The sequence below is a fragment of the Rahnella sp. WP5 genome (assembly GCF_000745615.1).
Lineage (GTDB): Bacteria > Pseudomonadota > Gammaproteobacteria > Enterobacterales > Enterobacteriaceae > Rahnella > Rahnella aceris.
The window spans coordinates 620823-645185 of the sequence record NZ_KN050720.1; the positions used below are offsets into that span (position 1 = coordinate 620823).

Annotated in this window: 24 protein-coding genes; 13 read left to right on the forward strand and 11 right to left on the reverse strand. The window is 53.6% G+C overall.

The features are described from left to right. Positions 1-60 precede the first annotated feature (60 nt). Both hypF and EX31_RS19960 read left to right on the forward strand, forming a co-directional pair. Positions 61-2388, forward strand: coding sequence for a carbamoyltransferase HypF (hypF, locus tag EX31_RS19955; RefSeq protein WP_037036321.1), 2328 nt, complete (start codon positions 61-63; stop codon positions 2386-2388). After that, positions 2381-3406, forward strand: a complete 1026-nt coding sequence (locus EX31_RS19960; protein WP_013574475.1) for a HoxN/HupN/NixA family nickel/cobalt transporter — start codon at positions 2381-2383, stop codon at positions 3404-3406. The genes hypF and EX31_RS19960 overlap by 8 nt, the downstream gene beginning before the upstream one ends. 11 nt (positions 3407-3417) lie before the next feature. Here the strand turns inward: EX31_RS19960 and csgC are convergent, their stop codons facing one another. From csgC to EX31_RS19975, 3 genes are all read right to left on the reverse strand, one after another. Further along, positions 3418-3747 (reverse strand): curli assembly chaperone CsgC, encoded by a 330-nt coding sequence (csgC, locus tag EX31_RS19965; protein ID WP_013574474.1) that lies wholly within the window; start codon positions 3745-3747, stop codon positions 3418-3420. Positions 3748-3837: 90 nt separating this feature from the next. Continuing rightward, on the reverse strand, positions 3838-4314 hold the full coding sequence (gene csgA, locus EX31_RS19970) for a curli major subunit CsgA (protein WP_037036322.1): 477 nt from the start codon (positions 4312-4314) through the stop codon (positions 3838-3840). A gap of 39 nt (positions 4315-4353) precedes the next feature. Then, positions 4354-4842: a curlin gene (locus EX31_RS19975; RefSeq protein ID WP_013574472.1), complete on the reverse strand. Its 489-nt coding sequence runs from the start codon at positions 4840-4842 to the stop codon at positions 4354-4356. Positions 4843-5713: 871 nt separating this feature from the next. Between EX31_RS19975 and csgD the strand changes: the two genes are divergently transcribed. From csgD to csgG, 4 genes are read left to right on the forward strand one after another with little or no spacing between them, the layout of a single operon-like run. Next, on the forward strand, positions 5714-6364 hold the full coding sequence (gene csgD / locus EX31_RS19980) for a biofilm master transcriptional regulator CsgD (protein ID WP_013574471.1): 651 nt from the start codon (positions 5714-5716) through the stop codon (positions 6362-6364). After that, positions 6345-6764, forward strand: a complete 420-nt coding sequence (gene csgE, locus EX31_RS19985) for a curli production assembly/transport protein CsgE (RefSeq protein WP_013574470.1) — start codon at positions 6345-6347, stop codon at positions 6762-6764. Before csgD ends, csgE begins: the two co-directional genes overlap by 20 nt. A gap of 58 nt (positions 6765-6822) precedes the next feature. Further along, positions 6823-7215, forward strand: coding sequence for a curli production assembly/transport protein CsgF (gene csgF, locus EX31_RS19990; protein ID WP_369794818.1), 393 nt, complete (start codon positions 6823-6825; stop codon positions 7213-7215). Between the two features lie 32 nt (positions 7216-7247). Beyond that, a complete protein-coding gene (gene csgG / locus EX31_RS19995) occupies positions 7248-8081 on the forward strand; it encodes a curli production assembly/transport protein CsgG (protein WP_037036323.1) in 834 nt (277 codons plus the stop codon). Between the two features lie 67 nt (positions 8082-8148). On the opposite strand, the gene EX31_RS20000 is transcribed toward csgG, so the two are convergent. Then, positions 8149-8607, reverse strand: coding sequence for a nuclear transport factor 2 family protein (locus EX31_RS20000; RefSeq protein ID WP_013574467.1), 459 nt, complete (start codon positions 8605-8607; stop codon positions 8149-8151). Positions 8608-8795: 188 nt separating this feature from the next. On the opposite strand from EX31_RS20000, the gene EX31_RS20005 reads away from it, so the two are divergent. Next, positions 8796-10601 carry a DUF4153 domain-containing protein gene (locus tag EX31_RS20005; RefSeq protein ID WP_037036324.1) on the forward strand — a complete coding sequence of 602 codons (1806 nt, stop codon included), beginning with the start codon at positions 8796-8798 and terminating at the stop codon, positions 10599-10601. 43 nt (positions 10602-10644) lie between these two features. Here EX31_RS20005 and EX31_RS20010 read toward each other — a convergent pair whose 3' ends face one another. The 3 genes from EX31_RS20010 to EX31_RS20020 form a co-directional block, all read right to left on the reverse strand. Next, the gene (locus tag EX31_RS20010; protein ID WP_037036325.1) at positions 10645-11169 is read right to left on the reverse strand and encodes a cytochrome b; all 525 of its coding nucleotides are present in this window, start codon (positions 11167-11169) and stop codon (positions 10645-10647) included. 168 nt (positions 11170-11337) lie between these two features. Then, positions 11338-12597 carry an alanine transaminase gene (gene alaC, locus EX31_RS20015; protein ID WP_037036327.1) on the reverse strand — a complete coding sequence of 420 codons (1260 nt, stop codon included), beginning with the start codon at positions 12595-12597 and terminating at the stop codon, positions 11338-11340. Between the two features lie 117 nt (positions 12598-12714). Beyond that, entirely contained in the window at positions 12715-13254 is a 540-nt protein-coding gene (locus EX31_RS20020; protein ID WP_037036329.1) for a GNAT family N-acetyltransferase, read from the reverse strand. 114 nt (positions 13255-13368) lie between these two features. On the opposite strand from EX31_RS20020, the gene EX31_RS20025 reads away from it, so the two are divergent. Together EX31_RS20025 and EX31_RS20030 are read left to right on the forward strand one after the other, a co-directional pair. Beyond that, positions 13369-15102 (forward strand): sensor histidine kinase, encoded by a 1734-nt coding sequence (locus EX31_RS20025; RefSeq protein WP_013574460.1) that lies wholly within the window; start codon positions 13369-13371, stop codon positions 15100-15102. A 64-nt stretch (positions 15103-15166) separates the two neighbouring features. Then, positions 15167-15937, forward strand: coding sequence for a LytR/AlgR family response regulator transcription factor (locus EX31_RS20030; RefSeq protein ID WP_037036330.1), 771 nt, complete (start codon positions 15167-15169; stop codon positions 15935-15937). 136 nt (positions 15938-16073) lie between these two features. Here the strand turns inward: EX31_RS20030 and glk are convergent, their stop codons facing one another. Beyond that, the gene (gene glk / locus EX31_RS20035; protein WP_013574458.1) at positions 16074-17045 is read right to left on the reverse strand and encodes a glucokinase; all 972 of its coding nucleotides are present in this window, start codon (positions 17043-17045) and stop codon (positions 16074-16076) included. 218 nt (positions 17046-17263) lie between these two features. Here glk and EX31_RS20040 point away from each other — a divergent pair, with 218 nt between their 5' ends. Beyond that, positions 17264-18526 carry an ion channel protein gene (locus EX31_RS20040; RefSeq protein WP_013574457.1) on the forward strand — a complete coding sequence of 421 codons (1263 nt, stop codon included), beginning with the start codon at positions 17264-17266 and terminating at the stop codon, positions 18524-18526. Here EX31_RS20040 and EX31_RS20045 read toward each other — a convergent pair. Further along, the gene (locus EX31_RS20045; protein WP_037036331.1) at positions 18523-19221 is read right to left on the reverse strand and encodes an aspartate/glutamate racemase family protein; all 699 of its coding nucleotides are present in this window, start codon (positions 19219-19221) and stop codon (positions 18523-18525) included. The two genes, EX31_RS20040 and EX31_RS20045, sit on opposite strands and share 4 nt — an antisense overlap. A gap of 102 nt (positions 19222-19323) precedes the next feature. Beyond that, positions 19324-19797 carry a multidrug/biocide efflux PACE transporter gene (locus tag EX31_RS20050; RefSeq protein ID WP_013574455.1) on the reverse strand — a complete coding sequence of 158 codons (474 nt, stop codon included), beginning with the start codon at positions 19795-19797 and terminating at the stop codon, positions 19324-19326. A gap of 132 nt (positions 19798-19929) precedes the next feature. Between EX31_RS20050 and EX31_RS20055 the strand changes: the two genes are divergently transcribed. After that, the gene (locus EX31_RS20055; RefSeq protein ID WP_037036332.1) at positions 19930-20817 is read left to right on the forward strand and encodes a LysR family transcriptional regulator; all 888 of its coding nucleotides are present in this window, start codon (positions 19930-19932) and stop codon (positions 20815-20817) included. On the opposite strand, the gene EX31_RS20060 is transcribed toward EX31_RS20055, so the two are convergent. Next, positions 20806-22464 carry an alpha-keto acid decarboxylase family protein gene (locus EX31_RS20060; protein ID WP_037036333.1) on the reverse strand — a complete coding sequence of 553 codons (1659 nt, stop codon included), beginning with the start codon at positions 22462-22464 and terminating at the stop codon, positions 20806-20808. The two genes, EX31_RS20055 and EX31_RS20060, sit on opposite strands and share 12 nt — an antisense overlap. A gap of 328 nt (positions 22465-22792) precedes the next feature. Between EX31_RS20060 and mgrA the strand changes: the two genes are divergently transcribed. Both mgrA and EX31_RS20070 read left to right on the forward strand, forming a co-directional pair. Continuing rightward, positions 22793-23782, forward strand: coding sequence for an L-glyceraldehyde 3-phosphate reductase (gene mgrA / locus EX31_RS20065; protein WP_037036334.1), 990 nt, complete (start codon positions 22793-22795; stop codon positions 23780-23782). A gap of 159 nt (positions 23783-23941) precedes the next feature. Beyond that, positions 23942-24355: a DUF2502 domain-containing protein gene (locus EX31_RS20070; RefSeq protein ID WP_037036335.1), complete on the forward strand. Its 414-nt coding sequence runs from the start codon at positions 23942-23944 to the stop codon at positions 24353-24355. Positions 24356-24363 lie beyond the last annotated feature (8 nt).

Below are 24363 nucleotides of genomic sequence, written 5' to 3' on the forward strand. Positions count from 1 at the left end.
TCGCAGGAGGAGGAGCTTTAAACCCATTCTTCTCCCTCCCCTGAGATTTAAGAGGTATTTATGTCTGATTCCGGTCTGCTCATTCGCGTCTGCGGCAAAGTCCAGGGCGTCGGTTTCCGACCTTTTATCTGGCAACTGGCCGACCGTCTGCAGCTCCGGGGGGAAGTGTGTAATGACAGCGCGGGTGTGGAAATCAGGCTGCTTCAGCCGGTCAATCTCGAACTTTTTATTGAACAATTACAGCGCGACTGCCCGCCGCTGGCGCGCATCGACAGCATCAGCTTCAATCCTTTCGACTGGCAGACGCTTCCGCAAAATTTCACTATCGCTGACAGCCGTCACAGCCGGATGGATACGCAGGTGGTGCCCGACGCGGCGACCTGCCCGGAATGCCTGAAAGACATCACCCGCCCGGGTGATCGTCGTTTCGGCTACGCCTTCACCAACTGCACACATTGCGGCCCGCGTTTTACGCTGATCCGCGCCATGCCTTATGACCGCCCTTCCACCAGCATGGCGGAATTTACATTGTGTCCGCACTGTCGGCAGGAATATCAGAACCCCGCCGACCGGCGGTTTCACGCGCAGCCGGTCGCCTGCCCGCAGTGCGGGCCGCAGGTCAGCGCGACGTTGCAAAATGGCGACATGCTGGCGCAAGGAGATGCGGCGCTGGAATACGCGGTTGCAGCATTACGCGCGGGTAAAATCGTCGCTATTAAAGGGCTGGGAGGCTTTCATCTGGCCTGCGATGCCACGCAGCAAAATGCGGTGATGCGGCTGCGCGAACGTAAACAGCGTCCGTCAAAACCGCTGGCGGTGATGCTGCCGGACATCGGCTGGCTGGCAGAATGCAGCGATGAAAGCCCGCAATTTGCGCTGCGCGAAATGCTGGAGTCACCGGCCGCGCCCATCGTACTGGCAACGAAAAGCGCGATGTCGCCACTGTGCGCGGCAATCGCGCCGGAACTGGACGAAGTCGGACTGATGCTGCCGTTTACCCCGCTGCATCATTTGCTGATGCAGGCAGCGGATACCCCGCTGGTGATGACCTCCGGAAATGCGAACGGTTGTGCCCCCGTGCTGACTAATGCGGCTGCGCTGTTGCAACTCGATGGCATTGCAGACATGTGGCTGTTGCATAACCGCGATATCGTCCAGCGCGCCGATGATTCGCTGCTGCGTGTGACGCCGCACGGTACTGAAATGCTGCGCCGCGCACGCGGCTATGTGCCCGATGCTTTTACGTTGCCTGACGGATTCGATGCCCAGCCGTCGCTGCTGGCACTGGGCGGTGACCTCAAAAATACCTTCTGTCTGGTGCGCGGTGATCAGGCGATTCTCAGCGCACATTTCGGGTCACTCACCCGCAGCGATATTGCCGGACAGCAGCAGCAGGCGATTGAACATTTTCAGCACCTTTATGACTGTATGCCGCTGGCGGTGGCCCGTGATGCACATCCGGCGTATATCAGTCATGTGCAGGCGGAAAGTCACGGTGTACGCATGATTGATGTTCTTCATCATCACGCTCATATCACCGCGTGTCTGGCGGAACATCACTGGCCGCTGGATGGCAGCAAGGTCATCGGGCTGGCGCTTGACGGGCTGGGTTATGGTATTGCTGACGATAAAACCGGTGCCCTGTGGGGCGGTGAGTGTTTACAGGTGGATTATCTGCACTGTGAACATTTAGGCGGATTGCCTGCCGTTGCGCTGCCGGGTGGCGACCGGGCCGCGCGGGAACCGTGGCGGAATTTGCTGGCGCAGTGGCAGGCGTTTGTGCCGGACTGGCAGACACGCCCGGAGGCAAAGGTGTTGCAGGCATATCCGTGGTTGCCGCTCTCCAGAGCCATCACCGCCGGGATTAATGCCCCGCTGGCGTCTTCCTGCGGGCGCTTGTTTGATGCCGTCGCCGCCGCACTCGGCTGTACGCCTGCGCAACTGAGCTGGGAAGGCGAAGCGGCATGCCGTCTGGAAGCGCTGGCACAACGTGCACAGGGTATTTCGCATCCGGTCACGATGCCACTGCGGCATACGCCGTCGGGCACTTTTCTGGATTTAGCGACGTTCTGGCAGCAATGGCTCGGCTGGAATGCCACGCCTGCCGCACGGGCTTTCGCTTTTCACGACGCGCTGGCGCAAGGCTTTGCCGCCCTCGCCTGCTACCACGCGGTGAGAACCGGCACCCGCACTGTCGCACTGGGTGGTGGCGTGCTGCATAACCGCCTGCTGCGCCAGCTTTTACATCATTATTTAGCACCCCTTCGCGTGCTGATGCCGCAAAACGTGCCCGCCGGAGACGGCGGACTGGCTTTGGGTCAGGCCGTTGTCGCCTGCGCCCGTCTGCAATTTTCTTCTGGTTTTAACAACAAGGACTCCCATGATTAACCGTGATTTTTTTCACACGCACCGTCGTGCTTTCTGGCTGCTGATCGGGCTGCTGGCAATCAATTTACTGGCCTGGGGCTGGGCACTGGTGGTGTTTCGCCACAATGCGGCGCTGGTGGCGGCGGCCTTGCTGGCTTACGGTTACGGGCTGCGTCATGCCGTCGATGCCGATCATATTGCAGCTATCGATAACGTTACCCGCAAGCTGATGCAACAGGGTCAGCGTCCGGTGGCCGTCGGGGCATTTTTCTCCCTCGGACATTCCAGCATTGTGGTACTGGCCTGCGTGGCGATCGCCGCAACGTCACTGATGTTTGGCAACAAAATTGGCTGGTTGCACGATTATGGCAGCACCATCGGCACGATGGTTTCCGCACTGTTTTTACTGATGATGGCCCTGCTGAATGCGCTGATTCTGCGCGATGTTTACCGCCGTTTTCAGAAGATCAAACAGGGCAAAAGCTTTCCCGACGCCGGAGAAACCCACGCGATGCAGGGAGGTGTGATGAGCCGGTTATTCAGCTTTGCATTTAATCTGGTGAATAAAAGCTGGCAGATGTATCTGGTGGGATTTTTGTTCGGGCTGGGTTTTGATACCGCCACGGAAATTGGCCTGTTGGGGATTTCCGCTGCGGGGGCCTCTTCCGGCATGTCCGTATGGAGCATTCTGGTATTTCCGGCGTTGTTCGCCAGCGGCATGGCACTGGTCGATTCGCTGGATAACTTTGTCATGGTCGGCGCTTACGGCTGGGCGTTCGATAAACCGGTGCGAAAACTCTATTACAACATGACGATTACAGCCACCAGCGTGATGATCGCTCTGTTGATCGGCGGCCTGGAAGCACTCGGACTGATGGCCGATAAACTGGATTTACACGGCGGAATATGGGCGGTTGTCGAACGCCTGAATGAGAATATGGGCAGCGTCGGCTATGCGGCTGTGGCGATTTTCGTCGTGTTCTGGGGCATCTCTGTCCTTAATTATCGCCGCAAAGGCTATGACAATCTGGCGGTGTGATCCGCCCGGTATCAGGCGTCATTCGGCAAGGTAAGCTGCTTTTCCAGACGCAGTTTGTCGCCGTCTGTAATGGTTATCATAATTTGTGTTTTCCCGCCGGGCTGGACGGCAAAACGCATCTGTCCCAGAGGCTGCGGCTGATTGGCGGAAAGATTCACATTGTGGCTCTGGCGGCTGGTGCTGGTGCCTGCGGTGCTTTCCTGCAAAACAGAAACCGCCACCTGACAGGAACAGGCTTTGGTGAGACTGACCATCGGGGTAATAACATAATTCTGCGCCTCGTTGTGCGTATCAAACCAAAGCTGGTTGGACATCACGGCGGCGATCAGCAGTAAGTGCATAGCGTTTATCCTCAGGGTTCCGTCGAAAAAAAACAGGGCTAGTGCCCTGTTCTGCTTTACTCCTCCCCTTCGCAGGGGAGGGAACACTAATCAGTTTTGTGACGCGTAGGCCAGGTTCGCGGTACCGACCTGAGTAATGCTGGTCAGAGAGCCATTCGCACCTTGTGAAGCCTGAGCATAGTTACCTGAACCGTTCTGGGACACGAGCACTTTGCTGCCGTTAGCGCTCTGAGAAACGTTAGCGCCGTTGTATTCACCTTTTTGTACCACACTGATCAGGCTGCCATCACCGGTCTGAGTCGTCCCGGCGCTATTTCTGTAGCCATCCTGACTGATTGCGGTCAGCGATTTTTGTGCGCCAGATTGAGTGGCATTCGCCAGGTTTGCCGTGCCCTGCTGGTAAATCTGAATTTCAGAATTCCACTGAGTGGCAGTGAATGTCGGCACAGTTGATGAAGGTGGATTATTACCGTGGTCAGAGCCACCCCCGCCATGACCAGGACTGGTTGCAAATGCACTGCCACTGACGACTAAAGCGGAGACTGCCACAATTTTCCAAAGTTTCATGATGCTACCCCATTGGTTTAATATCGGATGTTTGGTGTGTTAATGCTGTGTCACTCTAATCGCCATTCCTGACGAATTTTGCACGACGCCGCTGCTCTGGTTCGTACCATTCTGGCGAATTTCCGTCACACTCCGGCCTTTTTGCAGAATGTATGCGGTATTGCCAAAATTCTGTTGCGTAATGGATGCATCCCCGCCACCGGTTTGCGATACGTAGGCGAAATTATCGCTGCCGCTCTGGGATATATCCGCGTTATTTCCATTACCTCGCTGATTCACCAGCGCAGTATTCTCTGACCCGGACTGACGGATAACGCCGGAATTTCCAGAACCCGTCTGATAAGTGGTGGCCAGATTGTTATTACCGTTCTGATAAATCACTGACGAATTCCCCGATGAATTCCTTGCGCCAGCAAAGATCTGATCCGGCACCTCAGAATTCATTTCCGGATAGGCCATATCAAATTGCTGTGCATGAATGCCCCAGGAGGCTGAAAGTAACGCCAGGGTCAATAAAGTCTTTTTCATTTCGTCACCCTGTATATACCGGCACCACACTTTGCTTACCGGCTAATTGCTGCTGACGAATTGATTATGGTGTTTGCTCAAAATAAGGAACTCACCCGCTCGTCGTATTTTAATCTCAGACTTCATCAAAAAGCATGAGGCGGTATTTATCATACGGATTGACCAGCGCGTCTCAGTAAAAGGTCAGCACAGCTAATCAACCCATGGCATTAATCCTAAAGTTACAGAGCAAACCGTTTTAAATAATCACACAAATGCAACTATTCTTAATTCCCTCTGAAACTAAAACAGTCCTAAAAGAGATCCCCCGCACATTTCCACCCCTTAACAGTCGCTTAAAAATGCCTTCCCGCTGCCTTGCGGCGCGGTTTAACAGGGTATAAAGAAGCCTGCAGATGTGCTCACCTAAGTAAAATCAATACGAAAAGATAAACCAGTTTGAGTTATTTAAGGCGAAGTATGCAGCCGGCTGGTGTTTGAGCCCCCTTAATCCGCAGCGTTATCTGACAAATATGCTGTCTTAACAAGGCCAAACGTTAAGATAGTGTAAATTTATTACTTAAGCCCTCTTTAATAGGGCGGAATTTAATTTCCCGGAATACATAAGGAAAGCTTTATACATTTTCAGTTACATTTTGAAACATAAATAAGCCTTGCGTAAGGTAAACCAAAAGCTAAATTGAGTCAGTACCGCACATAAACCACCTGAAAATATTATGTGCCTCAGGTTGTGAATATTTGCTACTTTCAGATATGCACAGCAAACATACAGCTATAGATTTAGCAAAATAAAATCTCAGTCTATTCCGTGCCTTTTCAATATTCAGGCAGTGGCAGACTGTGGCTATAAAAATCAGGGCAGGGTTTCATTATGAGTAATGAAGCAGCAATCAATAATAATATTCTTTTATTAGTGACCAAACCATCATTACAAGCCAGTGCTTTATTGCAGCAATTAAAACAGCAACTTTGTGTCAATACCCGGCTGCATAATATCCATAAATCACTTGAGGATCAGGCGCTTCAACAGGCATTAATTCTCTTCGATATGATGGAAGCCGATCGCCGGACAATTGAACTGTGGCAAACGGCTATTAACCGCTATCACGACAACGTGAAGTTATTATTATTAAACACACCTGATAATTATCATTTTCGGGAAATTGAAACCTGGCCGGGGATCAGCGCCGTTTTTTATCTCTCCACTGACGAAGAGCATCTGGTGGAAGGGATCAGAAGCGTGATCCGCGGAGAATGTTACTTCTCTCAGGGCTTCGCCAGTTACCTGATCAATCAGTCCGGTGCTTTCCGTCATCTTCACTCAGAAGAAACCGGCCTGACCCATCGTGAAAAAGAGATCCTCAATAAGTTACGTGTGGGCGCCTCGAACACGGAAATCGCGCGTTTGCTGTTTATCAGCGAGAACACCGTCAAGACGCATCTCTATAATTTATTTAGAAAAATCTCGGTTAAAAACCGTACCCAGGCGGCGTCCTGGGCGAATGACAATCTCAAGCGCTGACATCATGACTATTTGCATAAAGGGCTTCTGGCTCTGGCTGGCGCTGTTATGCGCCACCTGCCTGCATGTTCAGGCTGCGGATATAAAAGACCCGGGGCTTATCACCGACAGAACCGTGACATCGGTCGGCCACGATTTTTACCGTGGCTTTACCGGCAAATGGGAACAGAACTACCCGGAAACCATCACCATTTCAGAAAGGCCCAGCGCCCGCTGGGGGAGCTGGATCACCATAAAAATAGGTCAGGACACCCTGTATCAGACTTTGCTGTTTCCCAACCGTCGCAATTTTAATAAGGACGTCGATACCGCCATTGCCGGTGTAACCGAAGCGTTATCACGGCGGCAATTAGACAAAGCGTTACTGGGCACCGGGGATCTCGCCCATGACGAATTTTAATGCACAGCCTCTTAAGGAGAGCATCGTGAATATTCCAGTCTCAGCTTCGCGTTCAGTCATGCTGCTGGCATTGCTGACGGCGTCCCCGGTTTCCTGGGGCGGCAATATGGTTTTCCAGTTCATCAACCCGAATTTCGGCGGCAACCCGAATAATGGTGCGTTCCTGCTCAACGAAGCTCAGGCGCAAAACTCCTATAAAGACCCCGATGCGTATGACTTCGGGTCCACCTCGACGTCTGCACTGGACAATTTCACCGCCTCAATTCAGTCACAATTGCTGGGCAGCCTGATGGGCAACGTCAATCAGGGAAAACCGGGGCGACTGGTAACACAGGACTTTATCGTGGATATCCAGAATACCGACGGACAGCTGGTGATGAATGTCACTGACCGCAAGACCGGTAAAATTTCCACTATTCAGGTTCAGGGTTTGTCCGCCACCACCAACTGATTCCGACGACCAATAAAAACAGGAACGACATCATGCGCAGCTATTTATTACTCATCGCAGTTTTTGTGTTGAGCGGGTGCCTCACAGCAGCACCGAAAGAAGCCGCAAGACCGACATTATTGCCCCGGGCGCCAAGCTATACCGATCTGACGCATTTGCCTTCGCCGCAGGGCCGGATTTTTGTGTCGGTCTATAACATTCAGGATGAAACGGGCCAGTTCAAACCGTATCCGGCCAGTAACTTCTCCACCGCCGTGCCACAAAGCGCCACGGCGATGCTGGTATCGGCACTCAAAGATTCAAAATGGTTTATCCCGCTGGAACATCAGGGGCTGCAAAACCTGCTGAACGAACGCAAAATTATCCGTGCCGCGCAGGAAAATGGCAGTGTCGCGATCAATAATCAGCGGCCACTTTCCTCGCTGGTAGCAGCGAATATTCTGATTGAAGGCTCGATAATCGGTTACGAAAGTAATGTGAAATCAGGCGGCGTGGGGGCGCGGTATTTCGGTATCGGTGCCAGTACGCAATACCAGCTGGATCAGATAGCCGTGAACCTGCGTGCTGTCGACGTCAATACCGGCGAGGTTTTATCTTCCGTAAATACCAGCAAAACGATTTTGTCGTATGAAGTGCAGGCCGGGGTGTTCCGCTTTATCGATTATCAGCGGTTGCTGGAAGGCGAACTGGGCTACACCACCAATGAGCCTGTGATGTTATGCCTGATGTCGGCGATTGAATCCGGCGTGATTTATCTGGTGAATGACGGTATCGAACGTAACCTGTGGCAGTTGCAGAACCCGTCGGAGATCAACTCACCCATTCTGCAACGCTATAAGAACAACATTGTCCCTGCCGAATCCTGATGAGAGGCAGTTGGCGAAGGGGAACCGTGGGTTGAAACGGTTTCCCTTCTTTTTTTATCCGACAATCTCAGGTTTTGCTTTCCTCGCTTTTCATCACCTGCCGGTAATTATTCACCCGCTTTTTATCCTCAAGATTAAAGTCCGGATCGAGATAAATGCTCAGCCGTTTGATCAGCAAATCTTCAAAGACAAAGACAGTGCAGAAATGATGGCTGCCGACTTCGGACGTCGGCCAGCGGTCACCGTTTTGCATCACGCCGCGCATCTGCCCTTCCAGCACAATGGCATCTCCGTCACTCAGAAAGCGGAAAGCGTTCTGAATATGTTGGATCTTGTCGATTTCAAGCGCAAAGCGTTTACCCAGTTCCCCCAGTGAAGACTTTCCCTGCGCGGTGCCAAATTTTGGAAAAAACAGCACCACATCTTCAGCAAAGAGATCCAGTAATGAGGCATCTGCCTGATCCAGTTTGGCGTAGAAATTCTTAACAATTTCAATACGCTTTTCTTTCAGTTCGTGTTCTGCCATTTTCACCTCGAAATTCTCCATCCAGTCCATAAGCCTAGTGACTGCCGCTGATTTTGCCAGTTATGAAGGGTCGCTCACAAAACGCTGAGGCCGCTCAGGTGAAGAGTTTTCTGCACCGGAAGCCGGAACCCTCTACACTGGCATGCGTTTTTAACAACATGTCCTCTTACACTTTCGGAGAGTCACGGATGTCTCAGTTCAACAGAGCAGGTCGCGCGATGCCGCCTCTGCCCGTTCCCACCCGCTGGTTAATCCTTGCGATTTGCCTGTTGCAGGGGTTCCTGCTGTATTACTTCTTTTCAGATCACGCGGCCATCAGATATGCCGGGTTCTCTCATAATATTTACGGCCAGACTATGGCATTAACATTACCGGTGCTGATTTCTCTGTCAGTAGTACAGCCTGGTGATCGCCGGTTCTGGGGCGGAACGGGGTTGCTCATCCTGTTACTGGCGGGCATGGCAGCCTGGGCGAAAAGCAATATCGCGGCAACGTCCGGGGACAGCGTGATGGCGCCGTTTAACCTGTCGCTGACGCTGCTGGTCTTTTTTGTTTTGCCGTGGCTACAGGTGCAGGCGTTCCCGGCAGACAACCGTTACCGTTACGCCAACCTTTCCGCCTGCTACAGCCAGAATACGCTGTGCGCCATGCTGACGTTGCTGATGATGCTGCTGGCCGTTGGCGTGATGGCATTATGTGCCGGGCTGTTCCGGGTGATCGGCATTGAATATTTCCATGAGCTGTTTTTCGATACGCCGCTGTTTATGCACCTGGTGTTCGGCCTGCTGCTGGGCATCAGTATCGTCACCTGCCGCACGCAACCGGCGCTGATGAATACCACCCGCAATATCATCCGTTTTATTCTCAAAGGCCTGCTGCCGCTGGTGGCGTTCGTTGCGCTGATTTTCCTGTTCGCCCTGCCGTTCACCGGCCTGACGGTGTTATCGCAAGCCTGGTCCGCAGCCAGTTTGCTGACCACCATGGCGCTCGGCATTCTGCTGCTGGTTAACGTGGTACGCGAAACCGATCACGCTGAAAAACCGTATCCGCGGGCGGTCCGTTTGCTGGTGAATGCGGCGATTTTATTGCTGCCGGTGTATGCCGCGCTGGCGCTGTATTCCACCGGCCTGCGCGTTTCGCAATACGGCTGGACGCCGCAACGTCTGTGGGCGGTGCTGGTGATCAGCGTCACGCTGATCGCCGCCCTTTGCTACAGTTTTTCGGTGATCGATAAACGCCCGGACTGGCTGCCGCGTATTACTCAATTCAATAAGCCGTTGTCGCTGCTGGTGGTCATTCTGGTGATGGCGGTCAACAGCCCGCTGCTCGATCCTTACCGTATCAGCGTCAACAATCAGATTGCGCGACTCGACAGCGGCAAAACGCAGGCGAAGGATTTCGATCTGAAGATGCTGCGTTTTGATACCGGTCGCCGTGGCAACGAGGCGCTGACAGCGCTGCAACAACACCCCGCGTTTACTGCCGATCCGCGCCTGCAGGCCACACTGAAAAATATGATCGCGCAGACATCACGCTGGGGCGCTTACGATGATAAAGAGCGTGCTGCACTGGCGGAAAATTATCGCGTGGAAGACGCTAAGAAGATGATTCAGCTTGCGAAAGGCGCGGTATCCCCCGACGACACCTGGTGGAAAAACCTGCCGCAGCTGGATGAATACCGCAACACGCTGCGCGACTGTCACAGCCTGCAGGGCGCGTGTATCGTCAATACGCTGGATTTAAACAACGACCGGCAGAAAGAAGTTTTCCTCTGTAATACGCTGGATACGCCTTCCGTCAACTGCCGTATTTACGCCAGAGAGGCCGGGAAATGGGCGCAAACGGGAGAACTTTATCTGTATGAAGAAAAGGATAACCCTGCACTGATCACTGCCCTGCGCAACGGCGAGGTCAAACCGGTAACGCGTAAATGGGCTGACGTACAGATTGACGGTAAACGCCGGGTCATTCATTACAAACACGACGAAGAATAATCGCCTCCCCTTCACCGGCAGATTTCTGCCGGTGAATCCCGCTTTATTTTCCCGGCATCATGCGCAGTAAGGTGTCATCTTTACGCAAGTAATGATGATAAATCGCTGCCAGCGCGTGCAGGCCAATCAGGTAATAACCGCAGTTTGCCAGGAATTCATGCGCCGTTTTCACCGTGCGGCGTACATCGGGATCCGGCGTCACAAACTGTGGCACCGGCCAGCCGAATAAAAACCACTCCCGCCCGCCAAACTCCAGCGTCAAAATCCCCAGCACCGGCAACGACAGAAACAGCAGATATAACACCCCATGCACTGCATGGGACGCGGCTTTTTGCCAGCGCGGCACGGGCGGCGTGATCGCCGGTGTCGCATGGCGGGTCCGCAGGAAAATGCGCACAAACATCAGCAACCAGACACAAATCCCGAAATTAAAATGCAGCAAACGCACCAGCGGCTGATTATCTTCAGGGAAATAATCACGGGTCAGCATCGCCGTGTAGGTCAGAATAATCATCAGTAACGTCGCCCAGTGCAGGCTGATCTGCGACAACGAATAACGGGTTTTCATGAGTAATTTCCTCGCCGGAGGATAACGTGTGGAAAACAGGAATATTGCCCTGAGTATAGAAAGGAATTGCGCAGACTTTGTGGATAAATGCGGCCACGAAAGTAAAGAAGTTAAATTAATGTTATAAAAAAACCGGGCATGTGCCCGGTCTGGTTGTCTGACGGCGTATTACGCGAGGCTGGCCGGATCCTGTTCCACAGGGGGTTCACCCGCCGTTTTTTTCGGTGGCAGCAAACCGTCTGCCCGGAACATCGCTTTGATGCCGCGCACCGCCTGGCGGATCCTGTCCTGATTCTCGATCAGGGCGAAACGCACATGGGTATCGCCGTAATCACCAAAACCAATGCCCGGCGACACACAAACTTTAGCATCGGCCAGCAGACGTTTGGCGAATTCCAGTGACCCTAAATGCGCATATGCAGGCGGAATTTTTGCCCAGACATACATCGACGCTTTCGGATTTTCCACCATCCAGCCCGCTTCATGCAGCCCGCGGACCAGCACGTTACGGCGCTGGCGATATTGCTCGGCAATGTCTTTCACGCATTGCTGATCCCCTTCCAGCGCCGCGATGGCCGCCACCTGCAACGGCGTGAAGGTGCCGTAATCGTGATAACTTTTGATACGCGCCAGCGCGCTGACCAGTTCAGGATTACCGACCATAAAACCGATGCGCCAGCCCGCCATGTTGTAACTTTTTGACAGCGTGAAGAATTCCACCGCAATGTCTTTTGCACCCGGCACCTGCATGATTGACGGCGCTTTCCAGCCGTCGTATACGATGTCGGCATACGCCAGATCGTGGATCACCAGCACGTTGTATTGCTTAGCCAGTGCCACCACGCGCTCGAAGAAATCCAGCTCCACGCACTGCGCCGTCGGGTTGGACGGGAAGCCGAGGATCATCATTTTCGGCCGCGGAATGGTTTCGCGAATGGCTTTTTCCAGCTCGGCAAAGAAATCCACCCCTTCAGCCAGCGGCACAGAACGCACCTGCGCACCGGCAATCACGGCACCATAAATGTGGATCGGATAACTTGGGTTGGGCACCAGAACGGTGTCGCCGTGATCGAGCGTCGCCAGCATCAGATGTGCCAGCCCTTCTTTCGAACCGATAGTGACGATAGCTTCACTTTCAGGGTCGATCTCTACCTGATAACGATCGGCATACCAGCGGGAAATCGCACGGCGCAGACGCGGAATGCCGCGTGAGGTCGAGTAACCGTGCGTGTCTTCACGCTGCGCAACCTGCACCAGTTTTTCCACAATGTGCGGCGGTGTCGGGCCGTCAGGGTTACCCATACTGAAATCGATAATGTCTTCGCCACGATGGCGTGCGGCCATTTTCAGTTCAGCAGTAATGTTGAAAACATAAGGGGGAAGACGATCAATACGTGAAAAACGACGGGGTGAACTGGAATCAGCCATAATTTCCTCTGGGATACGTAAGCGCCCGGACCGTCCGAGCGACGCTGGCCGCGTAACGGCCTTCTACGAACATAACGCAGAGGAAAATGGCTGTCGAGATACTGCGCATTCTTTTTTTTACTGCGGACGCGGATCGGTCGCCAGCAGCCCCAGCAGCCAGTCGTTTTTCCACTCGTCGCCGATCCGGTAGCTGTCCCGTAAACGGCCTTCCATTTGAAAACCGCATTTTTCCAGCACACGGCGCGAAGCGTCGTTGCCTTCCAGCACGTTGGCCTGCAGACGGTGAAAACCACACTGGTCAAACGCAAAGTTCAGCACTTCGCGCAGGGATTCCACTGCATAACCTTTGCGCTGATGTTCAGGCGCCAGAATGAATCCGACTTCGCCCTGTTTATAGGGCCGCCAGTCCGGGAAAAATCCGGTCAGCCCCACCGCCGCGCCGGTGTCTTTTTCGCGGATCAGCAGGCACAGCCAGAAATCACTGTAGCGATCCCAGTGACCAAGACGTTGTTCAAAACGGCTATGAACCTGTGCATGGGTTTCGATATCGCCGATAAAACGCATGACGTCCGGGGTCTGATACAGCCGCAAGAAAAATGCCCAGTCGTCAGCCTGGATGGGCTGCATGATCAGCCGCGGCGTGGATAACAAAATCATGTCGGAATGTGCTCCTGTGTCTGGCGATGGTGAAAGTCTGACCTTTTACATATAATAACCGCTGAATCCATTTGGCACGCTTATCTTTCAATCGTGCAAAGAGCCTAATCTGCCATGCCTCACATGTTCGATATGCTGCTGGCGGTCTTCGACCGTGCGGCGCTGATGCTCATCTGTCTGTTCTTCCTCACGCGAACCCCGCTGTTCCGCAAACTGCTGCACAAAGAAAATGAAACCCATACGCCGCTGGAACTGACTGCGGTCACCGCCATTTTCTCGCTGTTCGCCATTTTCGGTACGCTCTCAGGGATCAACGTCGAAGGCTCACTGATCAACGTGCGTACGATCGCGATCATGTCGGGCGGGATCCTGTTCGGGCCGTGGGTCGGGATCATTACCGGCCTGATTTCCGGCACGCACCGTTTCCTGATCGACATTCACGGGCCAACGTCTGTTCCGTGCCTCATCACCAGTATTACCGCAGGTTTCCTTTCCGGTTATATCAATAAGAAAGTCAAAAAATCACTGCACTGGAAAGTCGGTATTCTGGGCGGCATGCTGTGCGAAACGCTGACCATGATCCTGATTTTACTGATGGCTCGACCGTTTTCGCTCGGGCTGGATATCGTCATGAACATCGCTGCACCGCTGATCCTCGGAGCCAGTTCCATCGGCCTGATTGTGTTGCTGGTGCAAAGTGTCGAGGATGAAAAAGAGGTGATTGCCGCACGGCAGGCGCGGCTGGCGCTGGATATTGCCAATAAAACGCTGCCGTACTTCCGCAATATAGATGGCCGTAACATAGAAGGCAGGAATATCAACGCCGAATCCCTGGCCAGTATCTGTAGCATTATTCGTGATGATATCGACGCCGATGCGGTGGCGATCACCGATACCAAAAACATTCTGGCGTACGTCGGCGTGGGTGCTGAAGAATATAATATCGGCCATGAAACGCTGAGTGAGATGACCAAAGCGACGCTGGAAAGCGGTGAAATCACGGTCAGAAACAACGATGAAATGCACCGTACGCCGCAAATTCACTCGCTGATTATTATTCCGCTGTGGGAAAAAGGCGAAGTCACCGGCTCGCTGAAAATCTATTATTGCGACCCGCACCGCATCACTTATTCGCTGAAAGTGATGGCGATCGGGCTGTCGCAAATTATGTCGACACAGATGGAAGTATCACGCACCGAACAGTTGCGCGAGATGGCCAATAAAGCCGAAATGCGGGCGTTGCAGAGCAAGATAAATCCCCATTTTCTGTTTAACGCGCTGAATGCGATTTCATCATCTATCCGCGCCCGTCCCGACGTGGCGCGCCAGCTCATCATCAATCTTTCCCGTTATCTGCGTTATAACCTGGAACTGAACGATGAACTGATCGACCTGCGCAAAGAACTTCATCAGGTACAGGATTACATCGCCATTGAGCAGGCGCGGTTCGGCAGCAAACTGACGGTGATTTATGACATTGATGACGACATTTCGGTGAAAATCCCCAGCCTGCTGATCCAGCCGCTGGTCGAAAACGCCATTGTGCACGGCATCCAGAAATGCAGCGGAAAAGGCGTGGTGGTGATTTCAGTGAAGCATCAGGCTGACGGTATCAGGGTGTCAGTAAAAGATACCGGCCACGGTATTAATCAGGAAACCATTGACCGTGTGGCACGCAATGAAATGCCCGGCAACAAAATCGGCCTGCTCAATGTGCATCACCGTGTTTCATTGCTGTATGGTCAGGGCCTGAGCATCCGCCGTCTTGAGCCAGGCACCGATATTTCGTTTGTTATTACCCACGCTCCTGCAAAAGTCACGCAAGCCCTTGAGAGCAAAATAGCCTGACTACAGGGACGCTTTTTCATTTTACCCGCCCGCCTTTCGGGCCATCGCACCGGGAGATAATTCAGTGAAAGCGATTATCGTCGAAGATGAAGTACCGGCTCAGGAAGAGCTGAGTTATCTGATTAATACCCACAGCAGCATCAGCATTGAAGCAATATTGGATGACGGGCTGGACGTGCTTAAATACCTGCAATCACATGAAGTGGACGCGATTTTTCTCGATATCAGCATCCCTTCCCTTGACGGCGTATTACTGGCGCAAAACATCAGTAAGTTTGCGCATAAACCTTATATCGTGTTTATCACCGCCTATAAGGAGCACGCCGCAGAAGCCTTTGAAATCGAGGCATTTGATTACATTCTTAAGCCTTATCACGAGTCACGCATTGTCACCATGCTGCAAAAGCTGGAGTCACATTTTCGCCGGGATAAAGAGCTGACAGTGAAGGAACCGGGCGATAAACCGGAAGGTATTGCCCCCGTCGCGGGCAGCACCCCGCGTGTCAGTCACAGCATCAATCTCATCAAAGATGAGCGGATTATCGTTACCGATATCAACGATATTTATTACGCCGCCGCGCAGGAAAAGGTCACGCAGGTATATACCCGCAAAGAAGAATTCACCATGCCGATGAACATCACCGAATTATGCAACCGCCTGCCGGAGGAGCATTTTTTCCGCTGTCATCGTTCGTACTGCGTGAATCTGTCGAAAATCCGCGAGATCGTGCCGTGGTTCAATAACACCTATATTTTGCGCTTAAGTGATTTAGATTTCGAGGTGCCGGTAAGTCGCAGCAAGGTGAAAGAATTCAGGCAGTTAATGCGGTTTTGATCGGGCTTTTGAAATGAAAGCCCGATTCTTCCGCTAAGTCATTGGAGTTGCAGCAAGGCGGCAAGTGAGAAGATCCCGATGAGCTGACTGATGTCAGTGATTCGGGTCTTCGAGCGCAGCCAACACCGCTGCAACTTCAAGGACGAAGAGGAAGGCCGATAGACTGACGCAGGTACGCCCCGGCACCCACAAGCCCCGGCTGATCGTGCGTGATCAGGAACACCGGAATATCCATCAGGTAATCTTTGAAGCGGCCTTTGTCTTCAAACGCGGCACGAAAACCGGACGCTTTGAAGAAGTCCAGGAAGCGCGGAACAATGCCGCCAGCGATGTACACGCCGCCGAAGGTGCCCATGTTCAGCGCCAGGTTGCCACCGAAACGCCCCATGATGACGCAGAACAGCGACAGTGCGCGGCGGCAATCCAGATTTTCATCTGCCAGCGCCAGTTCTGTGACGTCTTTCGGTTTGAAGTTTTCCGGCACGCGGTTATCTGATTTAACAATGGCACGGTAGAGATTCACCAGCCCCGGACCGGAGAGAATACGCTCGGCAGAAACGTGCCCCATTTCGGTACGCAACTGCTCAAGAATGATGTCTTCTTCTTCGCTGTTTGGCGCGAAATCAACATGGCCGCCTTCGCCCGGCAGACTCAACCATTGGTTATTGGCATGAATTAAGTGTGCGACGCCCAGCCCCGTGCCAGCACCGTAAATCACTGCCGGTTTGCCGTCCTGCGCTTTTTTACCGCCGAACTGCAACAGGTCATCTTCTTTCAGCATCGGGATCGCCATCGAAACGGCGGTGAAGTCATTGATCACTTCCAGATGTTGCAGGCCAAGGTTTTTCTTCATTTCGGCAATGGAAAAGGCCCACGTATGGTTGGTCATGGCCACCCAGTCGCCAGTGATCGGGCAGGCGATGGCAATACATGCATCCTCAACATCCTGATGCTGCTGCGCGAGGTACTCACGCACCACGGCTTCGAGGCTGTCGTAATCCAGCCCGGAGAAAGTCTTAGACTGAGAAATATCGCCGCTGTCCAACGCGCAAAGCGCCAGGCGGCAGTTGGTGCCCCCGACATCGCCCACCAGGGAGTATTTGGTCATGTTATTCTCCGCAAAAGTAAATTCATTATGCTGCGCATTTGCGCCAAATTCGTGTGGGCAAAATAGCGGTAATTGCTATACGCTGCAACGCAGTTTTGAAGCAACCCACATTTATGCAGCATGCCACACAAAATAATGTCGATAGCCCGCAAACCGACTTTGCCGGGATTCATCTAAGCTATCAGAGCAAACAAAATTATAAATAAGGAAATACGTGCATGTTCCATCCCCGCACCAGAGTCATGTTAGCTTTTGCCCTGCCCGCGATCATTATCGGCGTGATGTCCAGCCTGGTTCTGGTATTCGTCATGATGATTTCTGGCGCGCTGCAAAACCTGCTGTGGGAGAACATTCCCGCCGTGCTGAATATCAATACACAATCCGCCAGCTGGACGCTGTTTATGCTGACACTGACCGGCATTGGCGTCGGCGCCATCATTAAGTATATGCCAGGCCACGCCGGGCCGGATCCTGCCACGGAATCTCTGATTGGCGCCCCGGTGGCAGTCAGCGCTTTACCAGGGCTGGCGCTGGCGCTGATGGTCGGACTGGCAGGCGGTGTCAGTCTGGGGCCGGAACATCCGATTACAGTGATTAATATCGCGCTGGTGGCAGCAATAGGATCCCGTTTATTGCCCGCAGTGCCAACGACGGACTGGGTGATCCTGGCGGCGGCCGGGACTATCGGCGCGTTGTTCGGCACGCCGGTGGCGGCCGCGCTGATTTTTTCGCAAACCCTCGGCACCAGCAAAGATGTGCAATTATGGGATCGCCTTTTTGCGCCATTGCTCGCCGCGGGCGCTGGCGCCATCACCACCGATCAGTTTTTTCAGCCCGATTTTTCGCTCAGCATTCCGTCGTATGACGCCGCCAGCCTGATGGATATTTTCAGCGGATCAGTCGTGGTGCTGATTGCCATCGCGCTGGGGATGATTGCCGTCTGGTTGTTCCCGCATGTTCACCGGATGTTTAACAATATTCAGAATCCGGTATTGCGCCTGGGTATTGGCGGGTTTGTGCTGGGTTTACTGGCGCTGACAGGCGGGGAAATTACCCTGTTTAAAGGGCTGGATGAAATGAAGGAGCTGGCGCATTCCAATGCGTTGTTTGAGATGGGGCCGCTGCTGGCGATCACCCTGACCAAACTGGCGGCGTTAGTGGTGGCGGCAGCCTGCGGTTTTCGTGGCGGACGCATTTTCCCGGCGGTGTTTGTCGGGGTATCGCTTGGCCTGATGTTGCATCAGTACGCACCGGATGTGCCGGCGGCGGTGACCGTTTCATGCGCCGTCATGGGCATGGTGCTGGTGGTGACACGTGACGGCTGGCTCAGCTTGTTTATGGCCGCAGCGGTGGTGCCGGGGCTGAAATTATTGCCGCTACTGTGCATCGTGATGCTGCCAGCCTGGCTGATGCTGGCAGGTAAACCGCTGATGCAGGTGGCAAAACAGCGGCTCAACCGGCCGGTCCCGGAAGAAGATTAATCCTGCTTTAGTGCAAACTCCGCCGCCGCCAGCGCATGAATGGCGGTGGTGTCAAAAACCGGCACGCTCGCGTCTTCAGCGCCCACCAGCAGGGTGATTTCGGTACATCCGAGAATAATGCCTTCCACGCCCTGCTGTTCTAATTTGCCAATAATCCGCCGGTATTCTGCGCGGGAATCCTCCTTAATCCTGCCCAGGCACAGCTCTTCATAAATAATGCGATGAACAATCGCGCGGTCAGCTTCATCCGGCGTCACCACGTCAATCTGATGTTTTTCCTGCAAACGTCCGCGATAGAAATCCTGTTCCATGGTGAAACGTGTGCCGAGCAGACCGATTTTATGCAGCCCCTGTCCGGTGATTTTGTCAGCCGTCGCATCGGCGATATGCAACAGCGGCAGGCCGCCGATCCGCTCGATATCGTCTGCCACTTTATGCATGGTGTTGGTACACACAACGATGACCTCCGCCCCTGCACGCGCCAGTGAATTCGCGGCGTTACCAAGAATTTCACCCGCCTGCTGCCAGTCACCGACCATTTGCAGCTTTTCGATTTCATAAAAATCGACGCTGTAGAGAAACAGTTTGGCAGAATGCAATCCCCCCAGTTGCTGCTTCACATGCTCGTTAATCATGCGGTAATACGGCACGGTAGATTCCCAGCTCATGCCACCAATCAACCCTAACGTTTTCATTTGCACACCCTGTGTTTATGCGGATGGCAAAACCATAACCGACAAAAAGCCCGCGGACAAAGAAAATGTCGGCGGGCTTTTTTGTGCATTCAGCGATGCGGATTAATGTTTGGCCGGGCAATCCTCTGCGGCCAGACGGCGGTCCATCCAGCGCTGGCGCAACGTGTCGTAAACCCAGTTGTAGGCCACGGTATACGGCAGGAAGAACAGGAAGAACCCGACTTCCAGCATAAAGGCGTCCAGCAGCCCGATCCCCAGCCACAGCGCGGCAACCGGCAGACCAATCATGATGAATCCCCCTTCGAACCCCAGCGCGTGCGCCACGCGGATTTTAAATGTCCGCACCACGCGGGAAACCGGCCAGAATTTGTCGAACAGGCTGTTATAGACGATGTTCCAGACCATCGCTGTCGTCGACAGCATGATCGCCAGCGCGCCCATTTCCCAGACCGGTTTGTTCAGCGCCCAGGCTGCTGCCGGTGCCGAAATCAGTACCGCGATTGTTTCAAAACCCACCGCGTGGAAAATGCGTTCGCCGAACGTTTTCTGAGAGATATTCCGTGTTTGCTTAGACATAAAAACCTGCCTGATTCCTGATCATTGTTACGTGACGGCTGTCACAGGCAGTGATTATCATCACTAAATAAGATAGTTAAAAGATAGAAAGTATCGATAAAATAGATAGGTCAGAACCAGAAGGAGTACCTGATGCGCTATTCACCGGAAGCCCTGATGGCTTTTGTCGAAGCGGCCGATACCGGATCGTTTTCAGCAGCGGCGCGTAAACTGCGCAAGAGTCAGTCAACTGTCAGTACGGCGATCGCCAATCTGGAAGTGGATTTAGGCGTAACACTGTTTGACCGCCAGAGTCGCCAGCCGGTGCTGACCCCAGCCGGACAACGCGTGCTCAGCCACGTTCAGGCGATTCTGGCGGCCAGCGAACGCCTCGATGAACTGGCGGTGCGTTTATCGACGCAGGTGGAAACCCGCCTGACGTTTGTGCTGTCTGACACTTACCAGCCGACTCACCACGAGGCGCTGCTGCGCCGGTTTGAACGCCGGTATCCGGATATCGAATTTGAATGTCAGATCGCCGAAGATCAGGATGTGATCGACCTGTTGCAGTCTGGGCGCGCCCATGTCGGCATGGTGGAAGTACAGGCGAGTTATCCGCCGGACATTGGTGTGGCGCGTTTACCGGAACAAACGGATATGTCGGTATTTTGCAGCCGTGAACATCCGCTGGCAAAAATCACCGATCTGCAACCGGAGCAGTTGCACACCTTCCGCCAGCTTTGCCTGCAGCCTTACAGCCGTCGTGAAATGCCGCGGGCGCGGGGTCAGATCTGGTCAGCGCCCAGTTATCTGATGTTGCTGGAAATGGCGGAACAGGGATTTGGCTGGGCGACACTGCCGCACTGGCTGGTGAAACAGTTCGGACATGACAAACTGGTCAGCCTGCCGATGCGCGGCTGGCCGAAGCAGATATCGGTGGATGCGGTCTGGAGTAAAAACAATCAGCCCGGTCCGGCGGGTTGGTGGTTCATCGACCAGCTGACTGTCCCGCCATCACCGGAAACTGATTTATTGCCCTGAGTTACGCTGCGCCAGCGATTTAGTCACTGAGTTGAGCAGTTCAGGAATATCCATTTTGGGCAAAATGACTTCTATCCAGGCCATCTGCCGCCGTGCGGTGGCCTTTGCTATCGCTTCTTTCAGCGCCTGCGGCGAATCCGCCCGCGCACTGAAGACTTCTTTACCGCCGAAGGCCGCCGGGAACTGTGTCCAGTTCCACTGCGCGATGTCGTTGTAGCGCTGGGTTTCGCCGTGTATCGCCCGTTCGACGGTATAACCGTCATTGTTAATCACAAAAATAATCGGCGGCAGGCCATAACGGATGGCGGCACCTAATCCCTGCAGGGTGAGCTGTGCGGAGCCATCACCAATCAGCAGCACGACACGGCGGTCCGGTACGGCAATCTGTACACCAAACGCGGCGGGCAGCGTGAAACCGATTGAGCCCCATAACGGCTGGACGACGAACTGGCAATCCTGCGGCAAATTCAGCGCCGCCGCACCAAAACAGGCGGTGCCCTGCTCGGCGACCAGTACATCTCCCGGTTGCAGGAAATCCTGAATCTGTTGCCAGAAGGCATATTGCCCGAGGCTGTTATCGTGCGACAACGGCAATGCGTTGTGTTTAACAGGATAAGGCGTCCGGCCGGAAGCCAGTTCAGCGGTGAGGCGGTGCATCACGCTGACCGTTTTTTCGAGCGGCAGCTGATGGAAGATCTTATCGCCCACGCGGGCAAAAAAGGGCTGAAGGTCGATGCATTTTCCGGACGGAAGCTGCTGGGTAAAACCAGCGGTGATGGTGTCAGTAAATTTCACCCCGACCGTGATCACCACATCAGCCCCTTCAATCGCTTCTTTCGTTGACGGTGCGCTGGCGGCCCCCGAATAAGTGCCAGCAAAATGCGCCTGCTGCTCGTTGAATAAACCTTTACCCATCAGCAACGTTGAATGCGCCAGCGGCACTTCTTCCATCCACAGTTCCAGCGCCTTTTTAACCTTGAAGCGGTCTGCCAGAAAATCCGCCAGCAACGAAACACGGTTTGCACCCCGCAACTGCGTTTCAGCGGCGGCAGTAAAAGCTTCCAGAGAAGAAGCCGAGAAAGGCGGCTGACGCGCAGGTAACGCATGCGCACGGGTACTGACTGGCAGCGCGGCCACATCGCTGGGCAATAACAGGTAACCCGGCCGCGAGCTGTACATCACTTCTTCAATCACACGGTCGATTTCAGCCAGGGCATTTTCCGGTGTGAGGGACGCCTGCGCCACGCTGACCGGAGCTGACATCCGCATGAAATGACAGAATTCGCCATCTCCCAGCGTGTGATGCAGCAGCTCACCTTTACGCTGAGACGTCAGCGCTGGCGCACCCACGATATGCACGACGGGCACATATTCCGCATAACTACCTGCAATGCCATTCAGTGCGCTCAGTTCGCCGACACCAAACGTCGTCAGCAACGCCGCAATACCTTTGGTACGGGCGTAACCATCTGCGCCATAGGCGGCATTTAATTCATTGGTACAGCCAACCCAGGTGATTTGCTGATGATTAATCACACTGTCGAGGAATTTCAGATTGTAGTCGCCCGGCACGCCAAACAACTCGGAGATCCCGCTGAGTGATAAACGATCTAAGAGATAGTCACCTACTGTGTATTCATTAACCATGACGATCCTCTGTGAAAAATAAAGTAACCAGTTAATCCCACTAATATGAGTATTACTCCAAACCGGGGAACAGCACATTTATTATTCGAAATAAGGCATGGCAACGCAGAGTTACACCCCTGCACTGTGTGAATGCAGGGAAGCGGATTCAGCAGTAAAGGTAATAGGCAGGAAGAATAGTCACGGTAATCAACGATCCTGCGCACAAGGATTGTTCCGTATGTGATCTGATTAGCTGGAAATGCTTGTGAAAGCGCATACACTAAAATTGGTTTTTTATGACATTTATAACCTTCTGTTCACTTCTGAATTTATTATAAGGACTCACATGGTGTATCAAGCCAGTCCAACCCGTTACGAGAATATGGAATACCGTCGCTGTGGCCAGAGCGGTCTGAAACTGCCCGCCATTTCCCTGGGTTTGTGGCATAACTTCGGCGATAACGCCCATTTTGAGAATGGCCGGAAACTGATCCGCCATGCTTTCGACCATGGGATCACCCATTTCGATCTGGCCAATAACTACGGCCCGCCTCCGGGTTCGGCAGAACAGCATTTCGGCCGCATCCTGCAGGAAGATTTATTGCCTTATCGCGATGAGCTGATTATTTCCTCCAAAGCCGGTTACACCATGTGGGACGGCCCGTACGGAGACTGGGGCTCGAAAAAATATCTGGTCGCCAGCCTGAATCAGAGCCTGAAACGCATGGGGCTGGAGTACGTGGATATTTTCTATCATCACCGTCCTGACCCTGATACACCGCTGGAAGAAACCATGGCGGCGCTGGATTTGATCGTGCGTCAGGGCAAAGCCCTGTACGTCGGTTTGTCGAACTATCCGGCAGAACGCGCCAAAAAAGCGTTTGAAATCCTGAAAGATCTTGGCACGCCGTGCCTGATCCATCAGCCAAAATATTCCCTGTTCGAGCGCTGGGTTGAGGCTGATCTGCTGGATACGCTGGCGGATAACGGCGTCGGGTCTATCGCCTTCTCGCCACTGGCAGGCGGCGTGCTGACTGACCGTTATCTGGCGGGCATTCCTGAAGATTCCCGCGCAGCCAGCGGCAGTAAGTTCCTGACAGCAGATCAGCTGACGGAAGAGAAGCTGGCAAAAGTGCGTAAGCTGAATGATATTGCGCAGGCACGCGGTCAGAAGCTGTCGCAGATGGCGCTGGCGTGGGTTCTGCGCGGCGACCGCGTGACGTCCGTCCTGATTGGTGCCAGTAAAACCAGCCAGATCGACGATGCCGTGGGCATGGTCTCTCACCGTCATTTCAGCACAGAAGAACTGGCGGCGATCGAAGGGATTTTAGTGTAAGCGATTACCCTGCGGTATAAAAAACGCGCCTTTATGGAGGATTCGTAAGTAAACCGTTAAGGCGCGTAAATCATTCAAAACAGGATTGTAAGCAATAGTACCGGTGCCCTCTTCCCCTTATAACTGTCAGCATAAATTATAAGGAATCTGGGGCCACTCATGTTAAAGCCGGTACTTTTTGCCACATTGTTCTTTACCCTGCTCCCTGCGGCGGTACCCACCGTGCAGGCCAGCAGCTTCAGCTTGAATACGCCGGGCCTTTCTATCAATATCGGTGATCGCGACAGGCGGGGTTATTACTGGGATGGCTATGACTGGCGTAACCCAGGCTGGTGGAATGGTTACCGTGGTCACCACTATGGTGCACGCAGCCCGCGCGGCTATTACTGGGATGGTTATCGCTGGCGCGATCATGGCTGGTGGAACGAACGCCATCCGCCACGTCGTCCGATGCCGCCACCGCGTTATCATCACAGCGACCACGGACGTCCGCATTATGATCACGGCCGCGGGCCGGATCGGGGTCGCGGCCATGATGATCGCCGGGGAGGGCATGGCGATCACCGCCATTAATCAACGGA

Coding starts and splice junctions, on each gene's coding strand:
- EX31_RS20050 (WP_013574455.1), bottom strand. CDS start 19,797: ATGTCTAAGCAAACACGGAATATCTCTCAGAAAACGTTCGGCGAACGC.
- EX31_RS20055 (WP_037036332.1), top strand. CDS start 19,930: ATGCGCTATTCACCGGAAGCCCTGATGGCTTTTGTCGAAGCGGCCGAT.
- EX31_RS20010 (WP_037036325.1), bottom strand. CDS start 11,169: ATGAAAACCCGTTATTCGTTGTCGCAGATCAGCCTGCACTGGGCGACG.
- mgrA (WP_037036334.1), top strand. CDS start 22,793: ATGGTGTATCAAGCCAGTCCAACCCGTTACGAGAATATGGAATACCGT.
- EX31_RS20060 (WP_037036333.1), bottom strand. CDS start 22,464: ATGGTTAATGAATACACAGTAGGTGACTATCTCTTAGATCGTTTATCA.
- EX31_RS19960 (WP_013574475.1), top strand. CDS start 2,381: ATGATTAACCGTGATTTTTTTCACACGCACCGTCGTGCTTTCTGGCTG.
- EX31_RS20020 (WP_037036329.1), bottom strand. CDS start 13,254: ATGATTTTGTTATCCACGCCGCGGCTGATCATGCAGCCCATCCAGGCT.
- csgD (WP_013574471.1), top strand. CDS start 5,714: ATGAGTAATGAAGCAGCAATCAATAATAATATTCTTTTATTAGTGACC.
- glk (WP_013574458.1), bottom strand. CDS start 17,045: ATGACCAAATACTCCCTGGTGGGCGATGTCGGGGGCACCAACTGCCGC.
- csgG (WP_037036323.1), top strand. CDS start 7,248: ATGCGCAGCTATTTATTACTCATCGCAGTTTTTGTGTTGAGCGGGTGC.
- EX31_RS19975 (WP_013574472.1), bottom strand. CDS start 4,842: ATGAAAAAGACTTTATTGACCCTGGCGTTACTTTCAGCCTCCTGGGGC.
- csgC (WP_013574474.1), bottom strand. CDS start 3,747: ATGCACTTACTGCTGATCGCCGCCGTGATGTCCAACCAGCTTTGGTTT.
- EX31_RS20040 (WP_013574457.1), top strand. CDS start 17,264: ATGTTCCATCCCCGCACCAGAGTCATGTTAGCTTTTGCCCTGCCCGCG.
- EX31_RS20025 (WP_013574460.1), top strand. CDS start 13,369: ATGCCTCACATGTTCGATATGCTGCTGGCGGTCTTCGACCGTGCGGCG.
- hypF (WP_037036321.1), top strand. CDS start 61: ATGTCTGATTCCGGTCTGCTCATTCGCGTCTGCGGCAAAGTCCAGGGC.
- csgE (WP_013574470.1), top strand. CDS start 6,345: ATGACAATCTCAAGCGCTGACATCATGACTATTTGCATAAAGGGCTTC.
- EX31_RS20070 (WP_037036335.1), top strand. CDS start 23,942: ATGTTAAAGCCGGTACTTTTTGCCACATTGTTCTTTACCCTGCTCCCT.
- alaC (WP_037036327.1), bottom strand. CDS start 12,597: ATGGCTGATTCCAGTTCACCCCGTCGTTTTTCACGTATTGATCGTCTT.
- EX31_RS20045 (WP_037036331.1), bottom strand. CDS start 19,221: ATGAAAACGTTAGGGTTGATTGGTGGCATGAGCTGGGAATCTACCGTG.
- csgA (WP_037036322.1), bottom strand. CDS start 4,314: ATGAAACTTTGGAAAATTGTGGCAGTCTCCGCTTTAGTCGTCAGTGGC.
- csgF (WP_369794818.1), top strand. CDS start 6,823: ATGCTGCTGGCATTGCTGACGGCGTCCCCGGTTTCCTGGGGCGGCAAT.
- EX31_RS20000 (WP_013574467.1), bottom strand. CDS start 8,607: ATGGCAGAACACGAACTGAAAGAAAAGCGTATTGAAATTGTTAAGAAT.
- EX31_RS20005 (WP_037036324.1), top strand. CDS start 8,796: ATGTCTCAGTTCAACAGAGCAGGTCGCGCGATGCCGCCTCTGCCCGTT.